The sequence below is a fragment of the Streptococcus gwangjuensis genome (assembly GCF_028156745.1).
GTDB lineage: Bacteria > Bacillota > Bacilli > Lactobacillales > Streptococcaceae > Streptococcus > Streptococcus gwangjuense_A.
Window position 1 is genome coordinate 52015 of the sequence record NZ_JAODJG010000034.1, and the last position, 21801, is coordinate 73815.

Below are 21801 nucleotides of genomic sequence, written 5' to 3' on the forward strand. Positions count from 1 at the left end.
ATTGATTTTTATTCTGGTTCTACCAAAATTTTAATTTGTGACTTATCTTGAGTTAATTCGATAAAGCCTTCTTCGACGATATTTTCCAATTTAATTTTCTTAGTAACTAATTTTTCAGCAGAGAAGTAGCCTTGTTCCATCAATTCTAATACTTTAGGGAAGATATGACGATAAGCAATGATTCCTTTTAGTGTCTTTTCTTGGATTGCAAATTCATTCGGATTAATATTTGCTTCTCGTTCCCAGATAGAGACCACCATGCACTCACCTGCTTTATGTACGGCAGCTAAGGCTTGTCCTAAAACTACTGGCACACCCGTTACTTCATAAGAAACATCTACACCACCGTTTGTTAAACGATGAATAGCTTCAACAGCTGTTTCACCTTCTTCCGGACGGACAACGATAGCTCCTAACTCTTCAGCTTTTGCTTGACGTTCAGGTGATAGTTCAACAGCATAAATCTTAGAAGCACCCGCTGCACGAAGGGCTTCTACAATTAAGAGACCAATCGGACCTAAGCCAAAGACAGCAGCAGTATCACCAGCTTTTAGTGCTGATTGACGAACGGCATAAACTGCAACAGCAGCTGGCTCAGTGAGAGCAGCTTGCTCATAGCTTAAGCTATCTGGAATGACATGTACTAAGTCACCGTCTAAAACACAATATTTGGCAAATCCACCGTCTGCAGCTAAACCGACAAAATTAAGGTTTGGATCCAAATTATAATTACCAACTAAGTTATTCTTAGCTAGAATTGGTTCTACAGCAACACGATCACCAACTTTAACACGAGTAACATCGCTTCCGACTTCTACAATTTCACCAGAAAATTCATGTCCCAGTGTTACTGGTGCTTTTTGACCAGAATAGACATGTTCTTCTGTTGGGATGAAGATAGGGCCATCTAAAAATTCGTGGAGGTCAGTACCACAAATTCCTGTGAATTTAACAGCAACTTTTACTTGGTGCGGAAGTACCTCAGGGATTTCTACTTCTTGAATACGAACATCTTTTGCTGCATGCCAGCGAGCTGCTTTCATTGTAGCCATATGAATAACTCCTTATTGTTACGATTTTTAGTTTTCTTTTTAGGAAACTTTACATGTAACATTGTAAACGCTTTCCTTGTATTTGTCAAGAAAAAACCAACCTCAAGGCTGGTTTCTTTTACATATTAATCTTCTTTCAACTTCGCTAATTCCTGAGCAAGGAGTTTAAGGGCGACTTGTGGGTTGGCTTGGCCTTTGGTTGCTTTCATAAGGAATCCTGTGAAGGCCTTATCTGCGTTACGTTTACCTGACTTGAAGTCGGCAACCGCCGCTTCGTTATCGACAAAGACTTGGTGGATGATTGGAATCAGGATTTCAGGATCTGAGATTTGAACCATACCTGCTTTTTCAACGTATTCACGCGCTCCTCCGCCATTTTTAGCTAGGTGGACAAAGACTTTCTTAGCAATCTTAGAAGAGATAGTGCCGTCTTCGATGATGGCAATCATTTCAACCAAGTTTTCTGGTGTCAATTCGATTTGTTCCAGTGTCTTACCTTCGGCATTTAAGAACTGAGCGACTTCGCCTTGGAGCCAGTTAGAGACTTGTTTTGCATCACCACCAAGGGCAACAGCTTTTTCAAAGAAATCAGAAGTGATTTTGTTTGCAGTCAACTGACTAGCATCGTAGTCTGATAAACCAAGGTCAGATACATAACGTGCACGGCGTTCTTTTGGAAACTCTGGCAACTCTGTACGCATTTCCTCAATCCACTCGTCTGAGATTTCAAAGAGGGGTAGGTCTGGTTCTGGGAAGTAGCGGTAGTCTGCAGCCCCTTCCTTGACACGCATGAGGATGGTTGCCTTATTTGCCTCATCATAACGACGAGTTTCTTGGCGGATTTGACCACCTGAGCGAAGGATTTCAGCTTGACGTTGGACTTCATATTCAAGCCCCTTGCGGACATTTGAGAAGGAATTCAAGTTCTTCAACTCAGTCTTAGTACCGAATTTCTCTTGACCATAAGGACGAAGAGAGATGTTGGCATCCACACGCATAGAACCTTCTTCCATCTTAACGTCAGAAATACCAGCGTACTGGATGACTTCCTTGAGGGCTGTTAGATAAGCATAGGCTTCTTCAGGTGAACGCATATCTGCTTCAGATACAATCTCAATCAAGGGCACCCCTTGGCGGTTAAGGTCAACATAAGAGTAGCCATCTGTACCGTGGGTGTTTTTACCAGCGTCTTCTTCTAGGTGGGCACGTTCGATACCGATTTTCTTAGTCGTACCATCTTCTAGTTCCACTTCAATCCAGCCGTTGTAACCGATTGGCTCATCAAACTGAGAAATCTGGTAGGCTTTTGGATTATCAGGGTAGAAGTAGTTCTTGCGGTCAAAGTGCATTTTTTTGTGGATGTCCATATTGAGGGCAAGAGCAGCCTTGATTCCGGCATCGACAACACCTTTGTTGAGAACTGGCAGAACTCCTGGGAAAGACCAGTCAATCACGTTAGTGTTGGCATTTTGGTCATTTCCAAAGTGGGCAGAAGTGGGTGAGAAGATTTTTGAATTGGTGTTGAGCTCTACGTGGACTTCAAGTCCAATGACTGTTTCAAAGTTCATTAGTTGTCACCTCCAAAAATCACGGGTTGTTGTTTGTGGTAGTCTGTTGTTGCTTCAAAAGCAGCAGCAGCTTGGTAAATGGTTTCCTCAGAGTATTTAGGACCAATCAATTGTAGACCGACAGGTAGACCTTGAGAGAATCCAGCAGGAATCGAAATTCCTGGGAGACCAGCCAAGTTGACTGGGATGGTCAAAAGGTCAGCCAAGTACATGGCAACTGGGTCGTGGTTGAGAGAATCCAAGTCATAGGCAACACTTGGAGCAGTTGGACCCAAAATCAAGTCGTAATCCGCGAAGACTTTTTCGAAATCTTGAATGATGAGGGTACGGACCTGACCAGCTTTCTTGTAGTAAGCATCGTAATAACCTGATGAAAGGCTGAAAGTACCTAGCATGATACGACGTTTCACTTCTTCACCAAAACCTTGGCTACGGCTGTTTACATAGATTTCATCAAGGTTGGTTGCATCTTCTGCGCGGTAGCCGTAACGGATACCGTCAAAGCGTTGCAAGTTTGATGAAGCTTCTGATGAAGCGATGATGTAGTATACAGCAACACCGTATTTAGAGTGAGGAAGGCTGACTTCTTCGACGATGGCACCCAGTTTTTCAAAGTGCTTAGCCGCATTCAGAATGTTTTCTTTAACCTCTGGGTCAATTCCTTCGCCAAGATATTCTTTAGGCAAAGCAATTTTCATGCCCTTGATGTCTTGACCGATTTTTGAGGTAAAGTCGGCAATGCGGACAGGAGCAGAAGTGGAATCTTTAGCATCTTCGCTAGCAATAGCGTTGAGCAAGAGGGCGTTTTCCTTAACAGTTGGTGCAAAAGGTCCAATCTGGTCTAATGAGCTACCAAAGGCAATGAGACCAAAACGTGAAACTGTTCCGTAGGTTGGTTTAAGACCAACAATCCCGTTGAAGGCAGCAGGTTGGCGGATAGAACCACCAGTATCAGAACCAAGTGACAAGCGGACTTGTCCTGAGGCTACAGCTGCAGCGGAACCACTTGATGAACCACCAGGAACCTTGGTCTGGTCCCAAGCATTTTTAGTGGCACCATAGTAAGAAGTCTCACCAGAACCACCCATGGCAAATTCGTCCATGTTGGTTTTTCCAACGACAATCATACCTTTTGATTTAGCATTTGACACAGCTGTCGCGTCAAAGATTGGCTCATAGTTGTAGAGCATTTTTGAGGCAGCAGTTGTGAGAATATCGTCTGTAGAGATATTATCTTTGACAGCAAGTGGAATTCCTGAAAGGATGTTATCAGAGTCAATTCCAGCTTCATCAATGGCTTTGGCTTGAGCAAGAGCCTGCTCTTCAGCGATGGTAACAAAAGCGTTGATAGCTGTCTCGCGAGACTTGATATCTTCAAGCGTTGCTTGTGTCAACTCAGTTGCTGAAATTTCCTTAGAGACAAGGAGATTATGCAAGTCTTCAATGGTTTTATTGTTGAAAGTCATTAGGCATCTCCTCCATCGTCTAGGATAGCTGGTACCTTGATATAGTAGTTGTCTTTTTCAGGTACGTTTTTAAACAAGCGATCGCGGTCTGTTCCTTCTTCGGCCACATCAGGGCGGAGTACGGTCTTACGGTCAGCCATAGTTGTAGTAGGTGCGACACCAGTTGTGTCAACTTCGCCCAGCAATTCAACCATGTCAACAATCTTAGACAAGGTAGTCGCAAAGGCAGCAGTTTCTTCTTCAGAGAATCTTAATTTTGAAAGATTGGCAACGTGTGTTACCTCTTCTTGCGTAATTTTCATCTTGCATCCTTTCGTGAAATGATGATTTTTAGTCTGTTCTATTTTACCATAATTTCCTATAAATAAGGGAGGGGGAACTGAAAAGAAATAGAAATTGAAAAAAATGCTAAAATCCGATATAATGGAGTGTTGAAAGGAATGGTACAATCCAATGTAAAAATCATTCTGAACTATTGAAACAAGAAAAATAGAGAATCAAAGAAAGAGAACTTATGAATATTCAAGAAGAAATTAAGAAACGTCGTACCTTTGCCATCATCTCCCACCCGGACGCAGGGAAAACAACCATCACGGAGCAGTTGCTCTACTTTGGGGGCGAGATTCGTGAAGCTGGTACGGTTAAAGGAAAGAAAACAGGGACTTTTGCCAAGTCTGACTGGATGGATATCGAGAAGCAACGTGGGATTTCGGTGACCTCATCTGTGATGCAGTTTGACTACGATGGTAAGCGCGTGAATATCCTCGACACGCCAGGGCATGAGGACTTCTCAGAAGATACCTATCGTACCTTGATGGCGGTGGATGCTGCGGTCATGGTGGTGGACTCTGCCAAGGGTATCGAGGCCCAAACTAAGAAATTGTTTGAGGTTGTGAAACACCGTGGTATTCCAGTCTTTACCTTTATGAACAAGCTAGACCGTGACGGACGTGAGCCACTGGACCTCTTGCAAGAATTGGAAGAAGTATTGGGCATTGCTAGCTACCCGATGAACTGGCCAATTGGGATGGGGAAAGCCTTTGAAGGCTTGTATGATCTCTATAACCAACGCTTGGAGCTCTATAAAGGAGATGAGCGTTTTGCTAGTCTAGAAGATGGGGACAAACTCTTTGGTAGCAATCCTTTCTACGAGCAAGTCAAGGATGACATTGAACTTTTAAATGAAGCTGGGAATGAGTTTTCAGAGGAAGCAATCCTTGCTGGAGAATTGACGCCAGTCTTCTTCGGTTCAGCTTTGACAAACTTTGGTGTGCAGACCTTCCTTGAAACCTTCCTTAAGTTTGCTCCAGAACCACATGGTCACAAGAAAACAGACGGTGAACTTGTGGATCCTTACGATAAGGATTTCTCAGGATTTGTCTTTAAAATCCAAGCCAACATGGACCCTCGTCACCGTGACCGTATCGCCTTTGTCCGTATCGTATCAGGTGAATTTGAGCGTGGTATGAGTGTCAATCTACCTCGTACTGGTAAGGGGGCTAAGCTATCTAATGTCACTCAGTTTATGGCTGAAAGTCGTGAGAATGTAACCAATGCCGTGGCAGGTGATATTATCGGGGTTTACGATACAGGTACTTATCAGGTTGGGGACACTTTGACAGTTGGAAAAAACAAGTTTGAATTTGAACCCCTGCCAACCTTTACACCTGAAATTTTCATGAAAGTTTCTGCTAAGAATGTTATGAAGCAAAAATCCTTCCACAAGGGAATCGAGCAATTGGTGCAAGAAGGTGCCATTCAGCTTTATAAGAATTACCAAACAGGCGAGTACATGCTGGGAGCTGTTGGTCAACTTCAATTTGAAGTCTTTAAGCACCGTATGGAAGGCGAGTACAACGCTGAAGTCGTTATGAGCCCAATGGGTAAAAAGACTGTTCGTTGGATCAAGCCTGAGGACTTGGATGAACGGATGTCCTCAAGCAGAAATATCTTGGCCAAAGACCGTTTCGACCAACCAGTCTTTCTCTTTGAAAATGACTTTGCCCTCCGTTGGTTTGCGGACAAGTATCCAGATGTAGAGTTGGAAGAAAAAATGTAACTCAGTACCAACAATTGGAACTAAAGTTCCTAATTGTTGGACGCTAGTCGCTATTTGGCGAACTAGCTAACTGCCTTACTAACTACGTTTGGCAAATAGAATCGATTTGCCAAACTCCGTGTAGTGGATAATAATACTGCAAAGTTTGCAGTATTTTATCTCAGCATTCTATAAAAAGATGTTGAATATTAAGCCTTATTCGTTCTACTATTAACCTTTATGGTGCTAACTTACAAATAAAAGAAAACTTCAGATAGTCACTTTTTGTGATTGGTCTGAAGTTTTCTTTTTTATACTCAATGAAACTCAAAGAGCAAACTAGGAAGCTAGCCGCAGGCTGCTCAAAATACAGTTTTGAGGTTGTAGATAAGACTGATGAAGTCAGCTCAAAACACTGTTTTGAGGTTGTAGATAAGACTGACGAAGTCAGTAACCATACCTACGGCAAGGTAAAGCTGACGTAGTTTGAAGAGATTTTCGAAGAGTATTACTGTCCATATTTTTGGTAAAAGTCAACTTTTACTTGGATGAAGGTTTTGGCTTCACGTAGGAGTTGGAGAAGGGTGGCGCGGGTTTCAAATTCTTCTCTTGTCTTGGGCAGACTTCGGTTGCGAAAGACTGTCAGATAACGTTCGATTTCATCTAGTAAATCAGAAGCAGGATTGGTCTGGCTCAGTTGCCCTGCAATTTTTGAAAAGAGTTGGGCTAAAATCAGACTTTCACTGGCAGCTAGGTGACAGGTGTTGATTTGCTGGGCCATATTTCGCAGGATACGGCTTTGTCGCTGTCTCATCTCAAAATAGTGGATATGGTAGTCAGTCTGGTGAAAGAGGTGGTCTGAGTGATCCAAATAGACCAGTCTGAGGGATTCTTCCAAAAGGGTGTCTAATTCGTCAACTAACTGTGCTCGGTTGCGTCCATCCCCTCTGGATAAATAATATTTGAAGCGTTGAAGGATATCTTTTAACTTTTCTTCTACCAATGTATGGTAGTGATGAATTTCCTCTTCTCGTGAAGGCATGTAGAGATTGACAAGTAAAGCAAATCCTGTACCGATAGCAAAGAGAAAGAATTCATTGACTAGAAGGTCTAGAGAGGTTGACTCTTGCACCAAGAGATGGCTAACCAAAACGCTACTTGGTGTGATGCCAATTTCCCATCCCATCTTGTAGGCTAGAGGCACATAGAGGGCTAGATAGAGGCCGAGGCTCCAGATATGAAATCCGCTCAAGTGAAAAGCCAGAACGCCAATAGCAAGAGCTAGAAGCATGGAAAAGAGGCGATTTTGGGCCAGTTTTAAGGTACTTCTACGGGTGTCGGATAGGCTCAAGAGGGCGATGATTCCAGCTGAAACTGCTGAAGAAAGATTGAGAAAATAAGCAAGAAGGCAGGCAAGGCAGGTAGCTAAGATGAGCTTGGTCGTACGTTGGCTAATAGACATAAGGATTTCCTAGTAAGTTAGAATAAAAGCGTAAAAGACAAGACCTGAGCAGGCTTGCCTTTATGAGTTATTTTTTACGGGCTGCTGCGTATTCGGCAACGGCAGTAAAGAGGACGTCTGTAGAAGAGTTGAGAGCTGTTTCACATGAGTCTTGGATGACCCCAATCACAAAACCAACACCGACAACTTGCATGGCAATATCGTTAGAAATACCAAAAAGGCTACAAGCAACTGGGATAAGAAGGAGGGAACCTCCGGCAATACCAGAAGCACCACAGGCTGAGATTGCTGCTACTACACTGAGGACAAAGGCTGTCGCAAAGTCAACAGGGATTCCCAAAGTATTTACTGCAGCAAGGGTTAAAACGTTAATAGTAATCGCTGCTCCGGCCATGTTGATAGTAGAACCGAGTGGGATAGAAACCGAATAGGTATCTGGATCTAGTCCGAGGTCGTGGCAAAGTTTCATATTGACAGGGATGTTGGCCGCAGAACTACGAGTGAAGAAGGCTGTCACACCACTGACACGCAAACATTTCAAAACGAGGGGATAAGGATTTCTCTTCATAAAGAGGAAGGCAATTAGTGGATTGACTACCAGAGCCACAAAGAACATAGTTGTCACCAAGAGGGCAAGCAAGATTCCATAGTTGGCTAGACTGCCGATTCCCTTATCAGAGATGGTTTTGAAGACAAGACCAAGGATTCCAAATGGAGCTAGGTTGATGATCCATTCGACAATCTTAGAAGTCACATCAGCCATAGTTTTCAGTAATTCTTTACTATTTTTGCTGGCCTCTCTCATAGCAATACCGAAAACAACCGCCCAAGATAGGATACCGATGTAGTTTGCTGTGACAAGGGCATTGACTGGATTGTCAACCAGTTTGAGCAAGAGATTGCTGAGGACCTGTCCAATCCCATCTGGTGGTGCGATTTCTGTATTGGCACTATTTAAGGTAATCTCAACAGGGACAATGAAACTTGCTAGTACAGCGATAAGGGCAGCAGCAAAGGTTCCCACTAAGTAAAGGAAAATAACTGTTTTCATATTGCTATCTTGTCCCTTTTGATGTTGGGAAAGGGCGTTAGCAACGAGGGCAAAGACTAGAATAGGTGCGATGGCTTTTAGACCGCCAACAAAGAGATCTCCGAGTAGACCAATTCCTGAAATGTTAGGAAGTGTCAGTCCTAGGGTTCCTCCAATAAGCATACCAATCAAAATCCGTTTGATTAGGCTTGCCTTATTCCAAGCATGAATGAGTTTTTTCATAATAACCTCCTTATACTCTTCGAAAATCAAATTCAAACCACGTCAGCTTCACCTTGCCGTACTCAAGTACAGCCTGCGGCTAGCTTCCTAGTTTGCTCTTTGATTTTCATTGAGTATTAGTTGTGTAATGTTTATGATTATAGTATAAATATGAACTAAAATCAAGAATTTTCTGTCTATTTTGGCTATTATTTTTGAATATTTATGGAGATTCATCACTTGTGAAAGTATGGTATAATAAATGAAAGGAGTTTTCTATGAAAGAATTTATTCAAACCTACCTCAATAAGCTTGATGTTACAACGATTATTGAAAATATCTTAACCAAGTTAATTTCTCTGTTATTTCTATTTTTACTCTTTTATATAGCTAAGAAATTGCTCCATACCATGGTGCAGAGAATTGTCAAACCTTCTCTAAAAATGTCTCGTCACGATGTCGGACGTCAGAAAACCATTTCACGTTTATTAGAGAATGTGTTTAATTATACCCTTTATTTCTTTTTGCTTTACTGTATCTTGTCTATTTTGGGTTTGCCAGTTTCTAGTTTGCTGGCAGGTGCTGGGATAGCTGGGGTGGCCATTGGTATGGGAGCCCAAGGTTTTCTGTCTGATGTCATCAATGGCTTTTTCATCCTCTTTGAACGTCAACTGGATGTAGGAGATGAGGTTGTTCTGACAAATGGTCCTATTACTGTATCGGGCAAGGTTGTTAGTGTCGGCATTCGAACAACTCAACTCAGAGGAGAAGACCAGGTTCTGCACTTCGTTCCCAATCGGAATATCACCGTTGTCAGCAATTTCTCTCGGACGGACCAGGCCTGAAATTTTAGCAGATTTATGGTACAATAGAAAGAGTTTGGTAAAGGAGAGAAGATGTTTTTAGAAAAACAGTTGGGCAATGGTTGTACCTGGATTAACCTAGATTTGGACAAGTTGAAAAAACTAGAGGACCTTTCTGAAATCTACGGTTTGGACAAGGAAACCATTGAATACGCGCTGGATAGAAATGAGCGCGCCCACATGGATTATCACCGTGAAAATGGGACTGTGACCTTTATCTACAATGTCTTGAACTTGAAAAAGGATAAGGAATACTACGAAGCTTTTCCTATGACCTTTATCGTGGAACATCGTCGCCTGATTACCATTAGTAATACCAAGAACGCCTATGTCATTGAACAGATGACCCGTTATCTGGAGAGTCATGACATGCTTTCGATTTACAAGTTTCTCTTTGCCAGTCTGGAAATCATCAGCAATGCCTACTATCCTGTCATCGAGCAGATGGACAAGAGTAAGGATGAGGTCAATGGTCTCCTACGTCAGCGGACGACCAAGAAAAACCTCTTTGCTCTGTCCGACTTGGAGACCGGTATGGTTTATCTTACTGCGGCTGCCAAGCAAAATCGCATGTTGCTAGAGCATATCCAAGGGCATGCCCTCTATCGCAGTTTTAACGAGATTGAGAGAGAACAGTTTGATGATGCTATGATTGAGGCACATCAGCTGGTATCCATGACAGACTTGATTTCTCAAGTCCTCCAACAACTATCAGCATCTTACAACAATATCCTAAACAATAATCTGAATGATAATTTGACAACCTTGACCATCATTTCAGTCTTGCTAGCGGTTTTGGCAGTAGTGACAGGCTTTTTCGGAATGAATGTTCCCCTACCTTTAACAGATGAGCCCCATGCTTGGCTCTACATCAGTTTGGCTAGTGCTGGGTTGTGGATTGTCTTGTCATTGTTACTAAGGAAAATTGCGAAAAAAAGTTAAGAAAAGGAGCCAGAATGGCGATTGAAAATTACATGCCAGATTTTGCTGTGGAAGCAGTTTATGATCTGACAGTCCCAAGCCTGCAGGCGCAGGGAATCAAGGCTGTTTTGGTCGATTTGGACAATACCCTCATTGCTTGGAACAACCCTGATGGGACGCCAGAGATGAAGCAATGGCTACATGACCTTCGGGACGCGGGCATTCGCATTATCGTAGTCTCAAATAACACCAAAAAACGTGTCCAACGAGCAGTTGAGAAATTTGGGATTGATTACGTTTATTGGGCTCTGAAACCCTTCACATTTGGGATTAATCGTGCCATGAAGGAATTCCACTATGAGAAAAGCGAAGTGGTCATGGTTGGTGACCAGCTCATGACAGATATACGAGCAGCCCACCGTGCAGGCATTCGCTCGATTTTAGTCAAACCCTTGGTCCAACATGACTCGATCAAAACGCAGATTAACCGAGCTCGTGAGCGCCGTGTGATGAAGCAAATTACTGAAAAGTACGGACTGATTACATATAAAAAAGGAATTTAACTATGGAAGAAATTCTCTGTATTGGTTGTGGAGCAACCATTCAGACGACAGACAAGGCTGGTCTTGGTTTTACTCCCCAGTCGGCACTCGAAAAAGGTTTGGAGACTGGCGAAGTCTATTGCCAACGCTGTTTCCGTCTCCGCCACTACAATGAAATCACGGATGTCCAGTTGACGGACGATGATTTCCTCAAGCTCTTGCACGAGGTGGGAGACAGTGATGCCTTAGTGGTCAATGTCATTGATATCTTTGATTTTAATGGCTCTGTTATCCCAGGCTTGCCACGTTTTGTCTCAGGCAATGATGTCCTCCTGGTTGGAAATAAAAAAGATATCTTGCCCAAGTCTGTTAAACCAGGCAAGATTAGTCAGTGGCTCATGGAACGTGCCCACGAAGAAGGACTTCGTCCAGTTGATGTCGTCCTAACTTCGGCACAAAACAAACATGCCATTAAGGAAGTCATTGACAAGATTGAACACTACCGTAAGGGCCGCGATGTCTATGTGGTCGGTGTGACTAACGTTGGAAAATCAACTCTAATCAATGCTATTATCCAAGAAATTACGGGTGATCAGAATGTCATTACGACTTCGCGCTTCCCAGGGACAACCTTGGATAAAATCGAGATTCCGCTTGACGACGGATCTTATATCTACGATACGCCGGGAATCATCCACCGTCACCAGATGGCCCACTACTTGACGGCCAAAAACCTTAAGTATGTCAGCCCTAAAAAGGAAATCAAGCCTAAAACCTATCAGCTCAATCCTGAACAAACCCTGTTTCTAGGCGGTCTCGGACGCTTTGACTTCATTGCAGGTGAAAAGCAAGGATTTACAGCTTTCTTTGACAATGAACTCAAACTCCACCGAACCAAGCTAGAAGGAGCTAGTGCTTTCTATGACAAGCATGTAGGAACCCTTCTGACACCGCCAAATAGCAAGGAAAAAGAAGATTTCCCAAAACTAGTTCAGCATGTATTTAACATTAAGGAAAAGACAGACCTAGTCATCTCAGGACTAGGCTGGATCCGCGTAACAGGCATAGCTAAAGTCGCCGTCTGGGCACCAGAAAGCGTCGCCGTCGTCACACGAAAAGCAATTATTTAAACAAAGAAAGGAAAGGGTTGTCTGAATTCGGGCGAGCAAGGCGAGCCCCATAGAGAATACTTTTCACTGTGGTGTTAGTTGGTACAAGTGATTGTACCAACTGCGGAAAATTTGAGACCTTAGGCTCAAATTTTAGTCATGAAAATCCGAAGGACTTTGCTGACGTCCGTCACCACTTCAGAAAAGTATAAAAAGAAACTCTTTTAAAGAAATTATGTCATTAACCTCAAAACAACGTGCCTTCCTCAACAGCCAGGCACATACCCTCAAACCCATCATCCAAATCGGGAAAAATGGACTCAACGACCAAATCAAAACCAGTGTTCGCCAAGCACTTGACGCACGCGAATTAATTAAGGTTACTCTCTTGCAAAACACAGATGAAAATATCCACGAAGTAGCTGAAATCTTGGAAGAAGAAATTGGTGTGGATACTGTCCAAAAAATCGGACGCATCTTGATTTTGTTTAAACAATCTAGCAAGAAAGAAAATCGCAAGATTTCTAAAAAAGTCAAAGAAATCTAAAAACTATACTCCAAACAACTGTTTTTACAGAGAAATAAAGGAGACTAGCCTATGGCAATCGAATTATTGACTCCCTTTACCAAGGTAGAGTTGGAGCCAGAAATCAAGGAGAAAAAACGCAAACAAGTCGGGATTTTAGGGGGGAATTTTAACCCTGTTCACCATGCCCATCTGATTGTTGCGGATCAGGTAAGACAACAGTTGGGTTTGGACAAGGTCCTGCTCATGCCTGAATATCAGCCTCCACATGTGGACAAAAAAGAAACCATTCCAGAACACCATCGTCTCAAGATGTTGGAGTTGGCCATCGAGGGGATAGAAGGCTTGGAGATTGAGACCATTGAACTTGAGCGCAAGGGTATTTCTTACACCTACGACACCATGAAGCTTCTAACTGAGAAGAATCCAGATACAGATTATTACTTTATCATCGGTGCCGACATGGTAGACTATCTGCCCAAGTGGTACCGAATTGATGAGCTGGTCGATATGGTTCAGTTTGTAGGGGTTCAGCGCCCACGCTACAAGGCAGGGACTTCCTATCCAGTTATCTGGGTGGATGTGCCTCTCATGGATATCTCGTCCAGCATGGTGCGTGACTTCCTTGCCCAAGGTCGGAAACCCAACTTTCTCCTGCCTCAGCCTGTGCTAGACTACATCGAGAAGGAGGGGCTCTACTGATGGCCTATCAAGACTATATCAACTGCTCTCGTGAGGCTTTGTTGGAAAAAATGGCAGAGCTTCTGCCTGAAAAACGCTTAACCCATTGCTTGGGTGTGGAGAGTGCAGCCATAGAACTGGCTCAGCGCTTTGGAGTTGATGTCGAGAAAGCAGGTCTTGCAGGCCTTCTTCATGACTATGCTAAAAAGCTGTCAGATCAGGAATTTTTAGACTTGATTGACCGTTATCAGCTAGACCCTGACCTCAAAAACTGGGACAATAATGTCTGGCATGGCATGGTGGGTATCTACAAGATTCAAGAAGATTTGGATTTGCATGATTCGGAAATCCTGCGAGCCATTGAAATCCATACAGTCGGGGCTGGTCAGATGACAGACCTAGATAAGGTTGTCTATGTAGCAGACTATATCGAGCATAATCGTGCCTTTCCTGGAGTAGATGTGGCGCGTGAGATTGCGAGTCTATCGCTTAATAAGGCGGTGGCCTACGAAACAGCTCGTACCGTGGAACATCTAGCTCATCAGGGATTCCCCATCTATCCCCAAACACTTGAAACCTATAACGTCTTTGTGCACTATTTGAAAGAGGACTAAATGAACGAAAAAGAATTACTAGAACTAGTCGTGAAAGCGGCTGATGAGAAACGTGCGGAGGATATTCTCGCACTTGACGTACAAGATTTGACTAGCGTGACGGATTACTTTGTTATTACTAGTTCAATGAATAGCCGTCAGTTGGATGCTATCGCTGACAATATCCGTGAAAAAGTAGCTCAAGCAGGCTTTAAAGGCAGTCATGTCGAAGGCGATGCGGCTGGAGGCTGGGTCTTGCTGGACCTTGGTGCTGTCGTTGTGCATGTCTTTTCAGAAGAAATGCGTGCCCATTATAATCTAGAGAAGCTATGGCATGAGGCGAATTCAGTAGATATTTCAGAAGCTCTTGCTTAGAAGATGAACTCAGTTGTAGTCAACTGGGTTTCTTTGCTTATTTTAGAAAAATTGATAGAAAGGTAAAGGGCGAGTGGTGTTTGCCATGGAGGCTCTTGGTATCATGATTATGGCAACTTATGAAACCTTTGCGGCTGTTTACGATGCAGTGATGGATGATAGTTTATACGATAAATGGACGGATTTTTCTCTGCGTCACTTGCCTAAGACCAAGGAGAGAAAGAAACTCTTGGAATTGGCTTGTGGGACAGGAATTCAATCAGTGCGCTTCTCTCAGGCTGGTTTTGATGTGACTGGACTTGACTTGAGTGGGGATATGTTGAAGATTGCTGAGAAGAGAGCGGCTTCAGCCAAGCAAAAGATTGATTTTATCGAAGGCAATATGCTGGATTTATCCAAAGCATGTCAATATGATTTTGTCACTTGTTATTCGGACTCAATCTGCTACATGCAGGATGAGGTGGAAGTAGGGGATGTCTTTAAGGAAGTATATAATTCCCTCAACGAAGATGGGGTATTTATCTTTGATGTGCATTCGACCTATCAGACAGATGAAGTTTTTCCAGGCTATTCTTATCATGAAAATGCAGAAGATTTTGCAATGCTCTGGGATACTTATGAGGATGCGGCGCCTCACTCCATCGTGCATGAGTTGACCTTTTTTATCAAGGAGGCTGACGGTTCCTTTAGTCGCCACGATGAAGTGCATGAGGAGCGGACCTATGAGGTCTTGACCTATGATATTTTGCTGGAGCAGGCTGGTTTCAAGTCCTTCAAACTCTATGCGGACTTTGAGGACAAAGAGCCTACAGAAACTAGCACCCGTTGGTTTTTTGTCGCACAGAAGTAGGAGATTAGCATGACCATAACGGGTATTATCGCGGAATTTAATCCCTTTCATAATGGGCATAAATACCTGCTTGAGCAGGCTGAGGGACTGAAAATCGTTGCCATGTCTGGAAATTTCATGCAACGTGGAGAGCCTGCTATTGTGGATAAGTGGGCACGGGCCCAGATGGCACTGGAAAATGGCGCAGACTTGATAGTGGAATTGCCCTTTTTAGTCAGTGTTCAGGCGGCGGATTTCTTTGGTCAAGGAGCTGTGGATATCTTGGCTCAGTTGGGTATTGATAACCTCGCTTTTGGGACAGAAGAAATTTTGGATTATCAAAAAATCGCTGACTTATATACAGAGCGGGGTGCTGAGATGGAGCAATTTGTGGAAAATCTGCCTAATTCCCTTTCCTATCCCCAGAAAACCCAAGCCATGTGGAAGGAATTTGCTGGTCTTGATTTTTCAGGCAATACGCCCAATCATGTCCTTGCTCTTGCTTATGCCAAGGCGGTTGCGGGACGAAACATCAAACTCCAGCCGATTCAGCGTCAGGGAGCAGGTTACCATTCTGTGGACAAGAATGTGGACTTTGCCTCGGCGACGGCCCTCCGTCAGCACCAGAAGGACCAAGATTTTTTAGAACGCTTTATGCCTTCTGTTACCCTCTTTGAGCAGGTCAGTAAGGTGAACTGGGAAGACTATTTTCTCTTGCTCCATTATCAAATCTTGTCAAATCCCGACCTAACCACCATTTTTCAGGTCAATCGAGAAATGGCAGTACGCATCAAGGATGCCATCAAGACAGCCCAGTCTGTGGAAGACTTGGTTGAAGCGGTTGCGACTAAGCGTTACACCAAGGCGCGTGTCAGACGCCTCTTGACTTATATCTTGGTGCAGGCTAGAGAAAATGACTTGCCAGAAGCCATTCATGTCCTTGGATTTACTGAAAAAGGCAGGCAACATCTCAAGTCTTTGAAAGGGCAGATCAATCTAGTCAGCCGAATTGGCAAAGAACCCTGGGATGCTATGACTCAAAAGGCTGACCAGATTTACCAACTGGGAAATCCAAGTATAGCAGAGCAGAATTTTGGAAGAGTACCGATTAGAATAGAAACAAACTAAGTCTACTGAAAGGTGGACTTTTTGAATTTTTTACGAATAAATAGATAGAAAAGAAAATCTTGTACAAGTTTCTGACAATTTTTTTCTTTTCGTGTATAATAGTGGAAAAGAGGTAAAACGAGGTATGGTTATGGAAGCAGTTCTTTACTCAACATTCCGAAATCATTTAAAAGACTACATGAAAAAGGTAAATGATGAATTTGAGCCTTTGACGGTGGTCAATAAAAATCCAGACGAGGACATTGTAGTCCTTTCAAAGAGCGAGTGGGATAGTATTCAAGAAACTCTGAGAATCGCTCAAAATAAGGAACTATCTGACAAGGTCTTGCGAGGAATGGCTCAAGTTCGTGCTGGAAGCACTCAGGTCCATGTTATTGAGGAGTGATGAATGCTACTCAAGTTTACAGAAGATGCGTGGGCAGATTATTGCTACTGGCAAACTCAGGACAAGAAGACGTTAAAAAGAATCAATAAACTAATCAAGGATATTCAACGTGATCCCTTTACAGGAATAGGTAAGCCAGAACCACTCAAGTATGACTACCAAGGAGCCTGGTCACGTCGTATTGACGCAGAAAATCGCTTGATTTATATGATGGATGAAGATAGCGTGGCTTTCTTGTCTTTCAAAGATCATTACTAAGTCTACTGCAAAGTAGGCTTTTTATTTTTTAAATTTTTATTAGTAAGTTTAAGATAAAGTTTTTTGGAAAATGACAGAAGCCCTAGTACAAAAGACAAAAACTCAGTAAAGAAATTTAGTATAGCGATTACAATTTTTGTCCTTGAATCCGCTCTATGCTTGTTATTTTGTGGTATAATCATGATAATATAGATTAAAAGGGGGATATATGAAAAATATAATGATGAGGATTCTTAATTTTTTTATGAATTTCAAATTATTGAAATATTTATTGAAAAGATCATCATGGAGTAGTAATGTTAGAATTGTTGAATGGTACAAAATATTTATAGCCAGTATATGGGTACTGTATCTTGCACTTGAGATTGACCAATTTAAACGCTTTGCTTTACCTATCTATAAATTTGTATCTAATTATAATTTTTTAAAAGATATTATTTCAATTTTGTATGTGAATCGTGTAATAATATTGATAGCACTGACTATACCAACAATACTATTCTGGTTTTTAGATATAATTTTTAAAAAAGTTAATTATAAGAAACTGGACCCAGAGCTATTTCCGGAATATGACTTGGATGACCATCCTTATCAAACACGTCTGGTTGAGTTTTTAAATAGCCCAGATTCTATTCATAATGTGTTCTGGCTGGATGGTTCTTGGGGGAGTGGGAAAACATTTTTTATAAAGACGTTTTTTGAAAATCAAATTTACAAAAAGAAAGAAATCTATTATATTTCCTGTTTTGGGATCAAAACAAGAGAGCAAGCCGAGAGAATATTGATTAATGAGATAGAAAAACAATCCATACTCGGAAATTTGGACTTTATTCCACTTGTTGGAGGAGTTTTTAAATGGTTCTTTAAAACAGTTGGAACCGATTTGATGAAGCGAGATTCTATCGTTATTTTTGATGATCTTGAACGGGTTTCATATGTAGCAAAATCGGATAAGACTTCAGATGAAGCAAAATCAGATGATCCTTCAGATTACAATGATTTATTGGGTTATATTGACTATCTTTCTGAGAATAAAAAATTTAAAATTATTGTAATTTTAAATAGTAAGGAAATGGAAGTAACAAAGAAAAATATCATTGATAACAAATTTAAGCTGAATCATAATCGAATGGTATCTGCAGAAGAAGTCATAGATAGTATTTTGAAAAAGAGTAAATTGAGAGATGATGACTTTGGGAAAATGTTATCATTAATTTTTAAAATTTATTATGTAGATATAGATGAAAAAGTCGTACAAAATAAGAAAAAAACAGAAAAGTAGAGAAACCAAGTTTAAGAGAGTTCCAGAAGTCGTTAAAAGAACTTTCAGATATAACGGATGAAAACGAGAAGGCAAATTATATTATCAAGTGGCTGAATGGTTTTGAAGAAGTTGATAGTATTCTAGAATTATTTTTTGAATCTTTTAAGCATTTTAATAGGATATACAAATATAACAATTTATTTGAGTCTGATTTATTTGAGTCTGACGGATATTTTCATTTTGAAATGTTAGCAAAGATTTTAGATTTTGATATTGAAGATCTTATAGCGATTTCAGATGATTTTTCGAACATAGATGGAAAATCATATAATAAGAAAAAGAACTATCTTTCTCAACTTTTATCATGTTTATGGAAGATAGGGTTAAGAAATTTATTTTTATCAGAAGAAACTAAGAATGTATCTTATAGTAACGATAATCGTTCTAGTTATGAAATAGAGGAGTGTCTGGTTGAAATATACTATGATGTTTTAGACAAGAATATAAAAGATGATTATCGAATTAATAACATAGAGAAATTAGAAAATCCAGAATATCAGAACTTTATAAAAGAATATCTACCTTTGGAATCAAGAGGGCAAATTACAATTAATCAAAGGCCACTAGATAAATTAATACAATAGAGTTTAGAAGTAGATGGCCCTTTGTCTAAATTTCAATAGACACTCTTAATTTTAGGTTTGTGAAAATCACTTTTTTATGGTAGAATGTAAAAGAATGTATGTCATTCGGAATAACAATAAAATGAGGTAAAAACATGGAAATCATGTCGCTTGCGATTGCTGTTTTTGCCGTCATCATTGGTTTAGTCATTGGATATGTCAGCATCTCAGCTAAGATGAAATCATCTCAGGAAGCTGCGGAGTTGATGCTTTTAAATGCTGAACAAGAAGCAACTAATTTACGTGGACAAGCTGAGCGTGAAGCGGATTTACTTGTTAATGAAGCTAAACGTGAAAGTAAGTCTCTTAAAAAAGAAGCACTATTGGAGGCCAAAGAAGAAGCCAGAAAATACCGTGAAGAAGTGGACGCTGAATTCAAATCAGAACGTCAAGAACTCAAACAAATCGAAAGTCGTTTGACAGAGAGAGCTACTAGCCTTGATCGTAAGGACGACAATTTGACGAGTAAAGAACAAACACTTGAACAAAAAGAACAAAGTATTTCTGATAGAGCGAAAAACCTTGATGCGCGTGAAGAGCAATTAGAGGAAGTCGAAAGACAAAAAGAAGCAGAACTAGAGCGTATTGGTGCTCTGTCTCAGGCAGAAGCACGAGATATTATCTTGGCACAGACAGAGGAAAACTTGACCAAGGAGATTGCTAGCCGTATTCGCGAAGCTGAGCAAGAGGTCAAGGAACGTTCTGATAAAATGGCCAAGGACATCCTGGTTCAAGCTATGCAACGTATCGCTGGTGAATATGTAGCGGAGTCAACAAACTCAACAGTTCATCTGCCAGATGATACTATGAAGGGACGCATTATTGGTCGTGAAGGTCGTAATATTCGTACCTTTGAAAGTTTGACAGGGGTTGATGTGATTATCGACGATACACCAGAAGTGGTGACCTTGTCAGGTTTTGACCCGATTCGTCGTGAGATTGCCCGTATGACTATGGAAATGTTGCTCAAAGATGGTCGTATTCACCCAGCTCGTATCGAAGAGTTGGTTGAGAAAAACCGTCAAGAGATTGACAATAAGATTCGTGAATACGGTGAGGCTGCTGCCTATGAAATTGGTGCGCCAAACCTTCATCCAGACTTGATGAAGATTATGGGACGTTTGCAGTTCCGTACTTCTTATGGACAAAATGTCTTGCGTCATTCGATTGAGGTTGCTAAGTTGGCTGGTATCATGGCGAGCGAACTTGGTGAAAATGCGGCTCTTGCCCGTCGTGCTGGATTCCTTCACGATATCGGAAAAGCCATTGACCGTGAGGTTGAGGGTAGCCACGTTGAAATCGGTATGGAATTGGCCCGTAAGTACAAGGAACATCCAGTTGTGGTTAATACGATTGCTAGCCACCACGGAGATGTTGAAGCTGAGAGCGTCATTGCAGTTATCGTTGCTGCAGCAGACGCCTTGAGCGCAGCTCGTCCAGGTGCTCGTAGTGAGTCTCTTGAAAGCTACATCAAGCGTCTCCATGATTTGGAAGAAATTGCTAACGGCTTTGAAGGGGTACAAAATAGCTTTGCCCTTCAAGCAGGACGTGAAATCCGCATCATGGTAAATCCAGGACAAATCAAGGACGACAAAGTCACAATCTTAGCTCATAAAGTTCGTGAGAAAATTGAAAACAATCTCGATTACCCAGGAAATATCAAGGTAACCGTGATTCGCGAGCTTCGTGCAGTAGATTATGCTAAATAAATAAGAAAGAGCAGTTGAAAAATTACTGCTTTTTTGTTACACTAGATAGAAAGACTGTAAAGGATAATCTGGCTTTTTGCCATTATTCTAGAGAAATGTTATTTCACAGACTGACTAAAAGGAGACACAATGGCAGACCGAGGCTTACTAATCGTTTTTTCTGGTCCTTCAGGGGTTGGAAAAGGAACGGTTAGAAGAGAGATTTTTGAGAGTTCTGAAAACCAATTTCAATACTCTGTATCTATGACGACACGCGCACAACGTCCTGGAGAAGTGGATGGTGTTGACTATTTCTTCCGTACTCGTGAAGAGTTTGAAGAGCTGATTCGTCAAGGACAGATGTTGGAATACGCAGAATATGTCGGCAACTACTATGGAACTCCTCTGACCTATGTCAATGAAACCTTGGACAAGGGAATCGATGTTTTCCTTGAAATTGAGGTTCAAGGTGCTCTTCAGGTCAAGAAAAAGGTTCCAGATGCTGTCTTTATCTTCCTGACACCACCAGACTTAGATGAATTACAAGATCGTTTGGTAGGTCGAGGAACAGATAGTGCAGAAGTGATTGCCCAACGAATCGAAAAGGCCAAGGAAGAAATTGCTCTCATGCGTGAGTATGATTATGCGATTGTCAACGATCAGGTGCCTCTAGCTGCTGAGCGTGTCAAACGTGTGATCGAAGCAGAGCACTTCCGTGTGGATCGTGTCATTGGTCACTATCAGGAGATGTTACCAAAAACTCCAACTACCCGATAAAATTTAGAAAATAGGTACAAGCAAATGATGTTAAAACCCTCTATTGATACCTTGCTCGACAAGGTTCCTTCAAAATATTCACTCGTAATCTTGGAAGCAAAACGTGCCCACGAATTAGAAGCAGGTGCGCCAGCAACTCAAGGTTTCAAGTCTGAAAAATCAACTCTTCGCGCTTTAGAAGAAATCGAATCAGGAAACGTTACGATTCATCCAGATCCAGAAGGAAAACGTGAAGCAGTGCGTCGCCGTATCGAAGAAGAAAAACGTCGCAAAGAAGAAGAAGAAAAGAAAATCAAAGAGCAAATTGCTAAAGAAAAAGAAGATGGTGAAAAAATTTAAGG

At 41.7% G+C, this 21801-nt stretch carries 24 protein-coding genes; 18 read left to right on the forward strand and 6 right to left on the reverse strand.

Going from position 1 to position 21801, the window contains the following annotated elements:
- Positions 1–8: 8 nt before the first annotated feature.
- From N5909_RS05610 to gatC, 4 genes are all read right to left on the reverse strand, one after another.
- Complete coding sequence (locus N5909_RS05610; protein WP_033682252.1) at positions 9–1052, reverse strand: 2,3-butanediol dehydrogenase; 1044 nt, start codon at positions 1050–1052, stop codon at positions 9–11.
- A 125-nt stretch (positions 1053–1177) separates the two neighbouring features.
- Positions 1178–2620 (reverse strand): Asp-tRNA(Asn)/Glu-tRNA(Gln) amidotransferase subunit GatB, encoded by a 1443-nt coding sequence (gene gatB, locus N5909_RS05615; protein ID WP_033682251.1) that lies wholly within the window; start codon positions 2618–2620, stop codon positions 1178–1180.
- Complete coding sequence (gene gatA, locus N5909_RS05620; RefSeq protein WP_033682250.1) at positions 2620–4086, reverse strand: Asp-tRNA(Asn)/Glu-tRNA(Gln) amidotransferase subunit GatA; 1467 nt, start codon at positions 4084–4086, stop codon at positions 2620–2622. The genes gatB and gatA overlap by 1 nt, the downstream gene beginning before the upstream one ends.
- The gene (gene gatC, locus N5909_RS05625) at positions 4086–4388 is read right to left on the reverse strand and encodes an Asp-tRNA(Asn)/Glu-tRNA(Gln) amidotransferase subunit GatC (protein WP_000705419.1); all 303 of its coding nucleotides are present in this window, start codon (positions 4386–4388) and stop codon (positions 4086–4088) included. The genes gatA and gatC overlap by 1 nt, the downstream gene beginning before the upstream one ends.
- A gap of 212 nt (positions 4389–4600) precedes the next feature.
- Between gatC and N5909_RS05630 the strand changes: the two genes are divergently transcribed.
- Positions 4601–6145, forward strand: coding sequence for a peptide chain release factor 3 (locus N5909_RS05630; RefSeq protein WP_033682249.1), 1545 nt, complete (start codon positions 4601–4603; stop codon positions 6143–6145).
- Between the two features lie 487 nt (positions 6146–6632).
- Here the strand turns inward: N5909_RS05630 and N5909_RS05635 are convergent, their stop codons facing one another.
- Positions 6633–7586 carry an aromatic acid exporter family protein gene (locus N5909_RS05635; RefSeq protein WP_225742630.1) on the reverse strand — a complete coding sequence of 318 codons (954 nt, stop codon included), beginning with the start codon at positions 7584–7586 and terminating at the stop codon, positions 6633–6635.
- A 67-nt stretch (positions 7587–7653) separates the two neighbouring features.
- Entirely contained in the window at positions 7654–8859 is a 1206-nt protein-coding gene (gene sstT / locus N5909_RS05640) for a serine/threonine transporter SstT (protein ID WP_225742631.1), read from the reverse strand.
- Between the two features lie 257 nt (positions 8860–9116).
- Here sstT and N5909_RS05645 point away from each other — a divergent pair, with 257 nt between their 5' ends.
- The 17 genes from N5909_RS05645 to rpoZ all read left to right on the forward strand — a co-directional run bounded on the left by N5909_RS05645 (position 9117) and on the right by rpoZ (position 21799).
- Positions 9117–9683 carry a mechanosensitive ion channel family protein gene (locus tag N5909_RS05645; protein ID WP_225742632.1) on the forward strand — a complete coding sequence of 189 codons (567 nt, stop codon included), beginning with the start codon at positions 9117–9119 and terminating at the stop codon, positions 9681–9683.
- 51 nt (positions 9684–9734) lie between these two features.
- The gene (locus tag N5909_RS05650; protein ID WP_125410167.1) at positions 9735–10643 is read left to right on the forward strand and encodes a magnesium transporter CorA family protein; all 909 of its coding nucleotides are present in this window, start codon (positions 9735–9737) and stop codon (positions 10641–10643) included.
- A 14-nt stretch (positions 10644–10657) separates the two neighbouring features.
- The gene (locus N5909_RS05655; protein WP_246039354.1) at positions 10658–11185 is read left to right on the forward strand and encodes a YqeG family HAD IIIA-type phosphatase; all 528 of its coding nucleotides are present in this window, start codon (positions 10658–10660) and stop codon (positions 11183–11185) included.
- Positions 11186–11187: 2 nt separating this feature from the next.
- Entirely contained in the window at positions 11188–12294 is a 1107-nt protein-coding gene (yqeH, locus tag N5909_RS05660) for a ribosome biogenesis GTPase YqeH (RefSeq protein WP_271630959.1), read from the forward strand.
- A gap of 214 nt (positions 12295–12508) precedes the next feature.
- Positions 12509–12820 carry a ribosome assembly RNA-binding protein YhbY gene (yhbY, locus tag N5909_RS05665; RefSeq protein WP_000060169.1) on the forward strand — a complete coding sequence of 104 codons (312 nt, stop codon included), beginning with the start codon at positions 12509–12511 and terminating at the stop codon, positions 12818–12820.
- Positions 12821–12871: 51 nt separating this feature from the next.
- The gene (locus N5909_RS05670; protein WP_049551565.1) at positions 12872–13501 is read left to right on the forward strand and encodes a nicotinate-nucleotide adenylyltransferase; all 630 of its coding nucleotides are present in this window, start codon (positions 12872–12874) and stop codon (positions 13499–13501) included.
- Positions 13501–14094, forward strand: a complete 594-nt coding sequence (gene yqeK / locus N5909_RS05675; protein WP_225742635.1) for a bis(5'-nucleosyl)-tetraphosphatase (symmetrical) YqeK — start codon at positions 13501–13503, stop codon at positions 14092–14094. Before N5909_RS05670 ends, yqeK begins: the two co-directional genes overlap by 1 nt.
- Entirely contained in the window at positions 14095–14448 is a 354-nt protein-coding gene (gene rsfS / locus N5909_RS05680; protein WP_125454847.1) for a ribosome silencing factor, read from the forward strand.
- A 109-nt stretch (positions 14449–14557) separates the two neighbouring features.
- On the forward strand, positions 14558–15298 hold the full coding sequence (locus N5909_RS05685) for a class I SAM-dependent DNA methyltransferase (RefSeq protein ID WP_281280797.1): 741 nt from the start codon (positions 14558–14560) through the stop codon (positions 15296–15298).
- Positions 15299–15307: 9 nt separating this feature from the next.
- Complete coding sequence (locus N5909_RS05690) at positions 15308–16405, forward strand: nucleotidyltransferase (protein ID WP_225742636.1); 1098 nt, start codon at positions 15308–15310, stop codon at positions 16403–16405.
- Between the two features lie 130 nt (positions 16406–16535).
- Positions 16536–16790, forward strand: coding sequence for a type II toxin-antitoxin system Phd/YefM family antitoxin (locus N5909_RS05695; RefSeq protein ID WP_000388572.1), 255 nt, complete (start codon positions 16536–16538; stop codon positions 16788–16790).
- Positions 16791–16793: 3 nt separating this feature from the next.
- Positions 16794–17048, forward strand: a complete 255-nt coding sequence (locus N5909_RS05700; RefSeq protein ID WP_094753153.1) for a Txe/YoeB family addiction module toxin — start codon at positions 16794–16796, stop codon at positions 17046–17048.
- Positions 17049–17256: 208 nt separating this feature from the next.
- On the forward strand, positions 17257–18330 hold the full coding sequence (locus N5909_RS05705; protein WP_271630960.1) for a P-loop NTPase fold protein: 1074 nt from the start codon (positions 17257–17259) through the stop codon (positions 18328–18330).
- Between the two features lie 227 nt (positions 18331–18557).
- A complete protein-coding gene (locus tag N5909_RS05710) occupies positions 18558–18956 on the forward strand; it encodes a hypothetical protein (RefSeq protein ID WP_271630961.1) in 399 nt (132 codons plus the stop codon).
- Between the two features lie 134 nt (positions 18957–19090).
- Positions 19091–20704 (forward strand): ribonuclease Y, encoded by a 1614-nt coding sequence (locus N5909_RS05715; protein WP_000404934.1) that lies wholly within the window; start codon positions 19091–19093, stop codon positions 20702–20704.
- Between the two features lie 129 nt (positions 20705–20833).
- Positions 20834–21460 carry a guanylate kinase gene (gene gmk / locus N5909_RS05720; protein ID WP_153220258.1) on the forward strand — a complete coding sequence of 209 codons (627 nt, stop codon included), beginning with the start codon at positions 20834–20836 and terminating at the stop codon, positions 21458–21460.
- Positions 21461–21484: 24 nt separating this feature from the next.
- Positions 21485–21799, forward strand: a complete 315-nt coding sequence (rpoZ, locus tag N5909_RS05725; protein ID WP_000979235.1) for a DNA-directed RNA polymerase subunit omega — start codon at positions 21485–21487, stop codon at positions 21797–21799.
- The last annotated feature ends 2 nt before the right edge of the window (positions 21800–21801 follow it).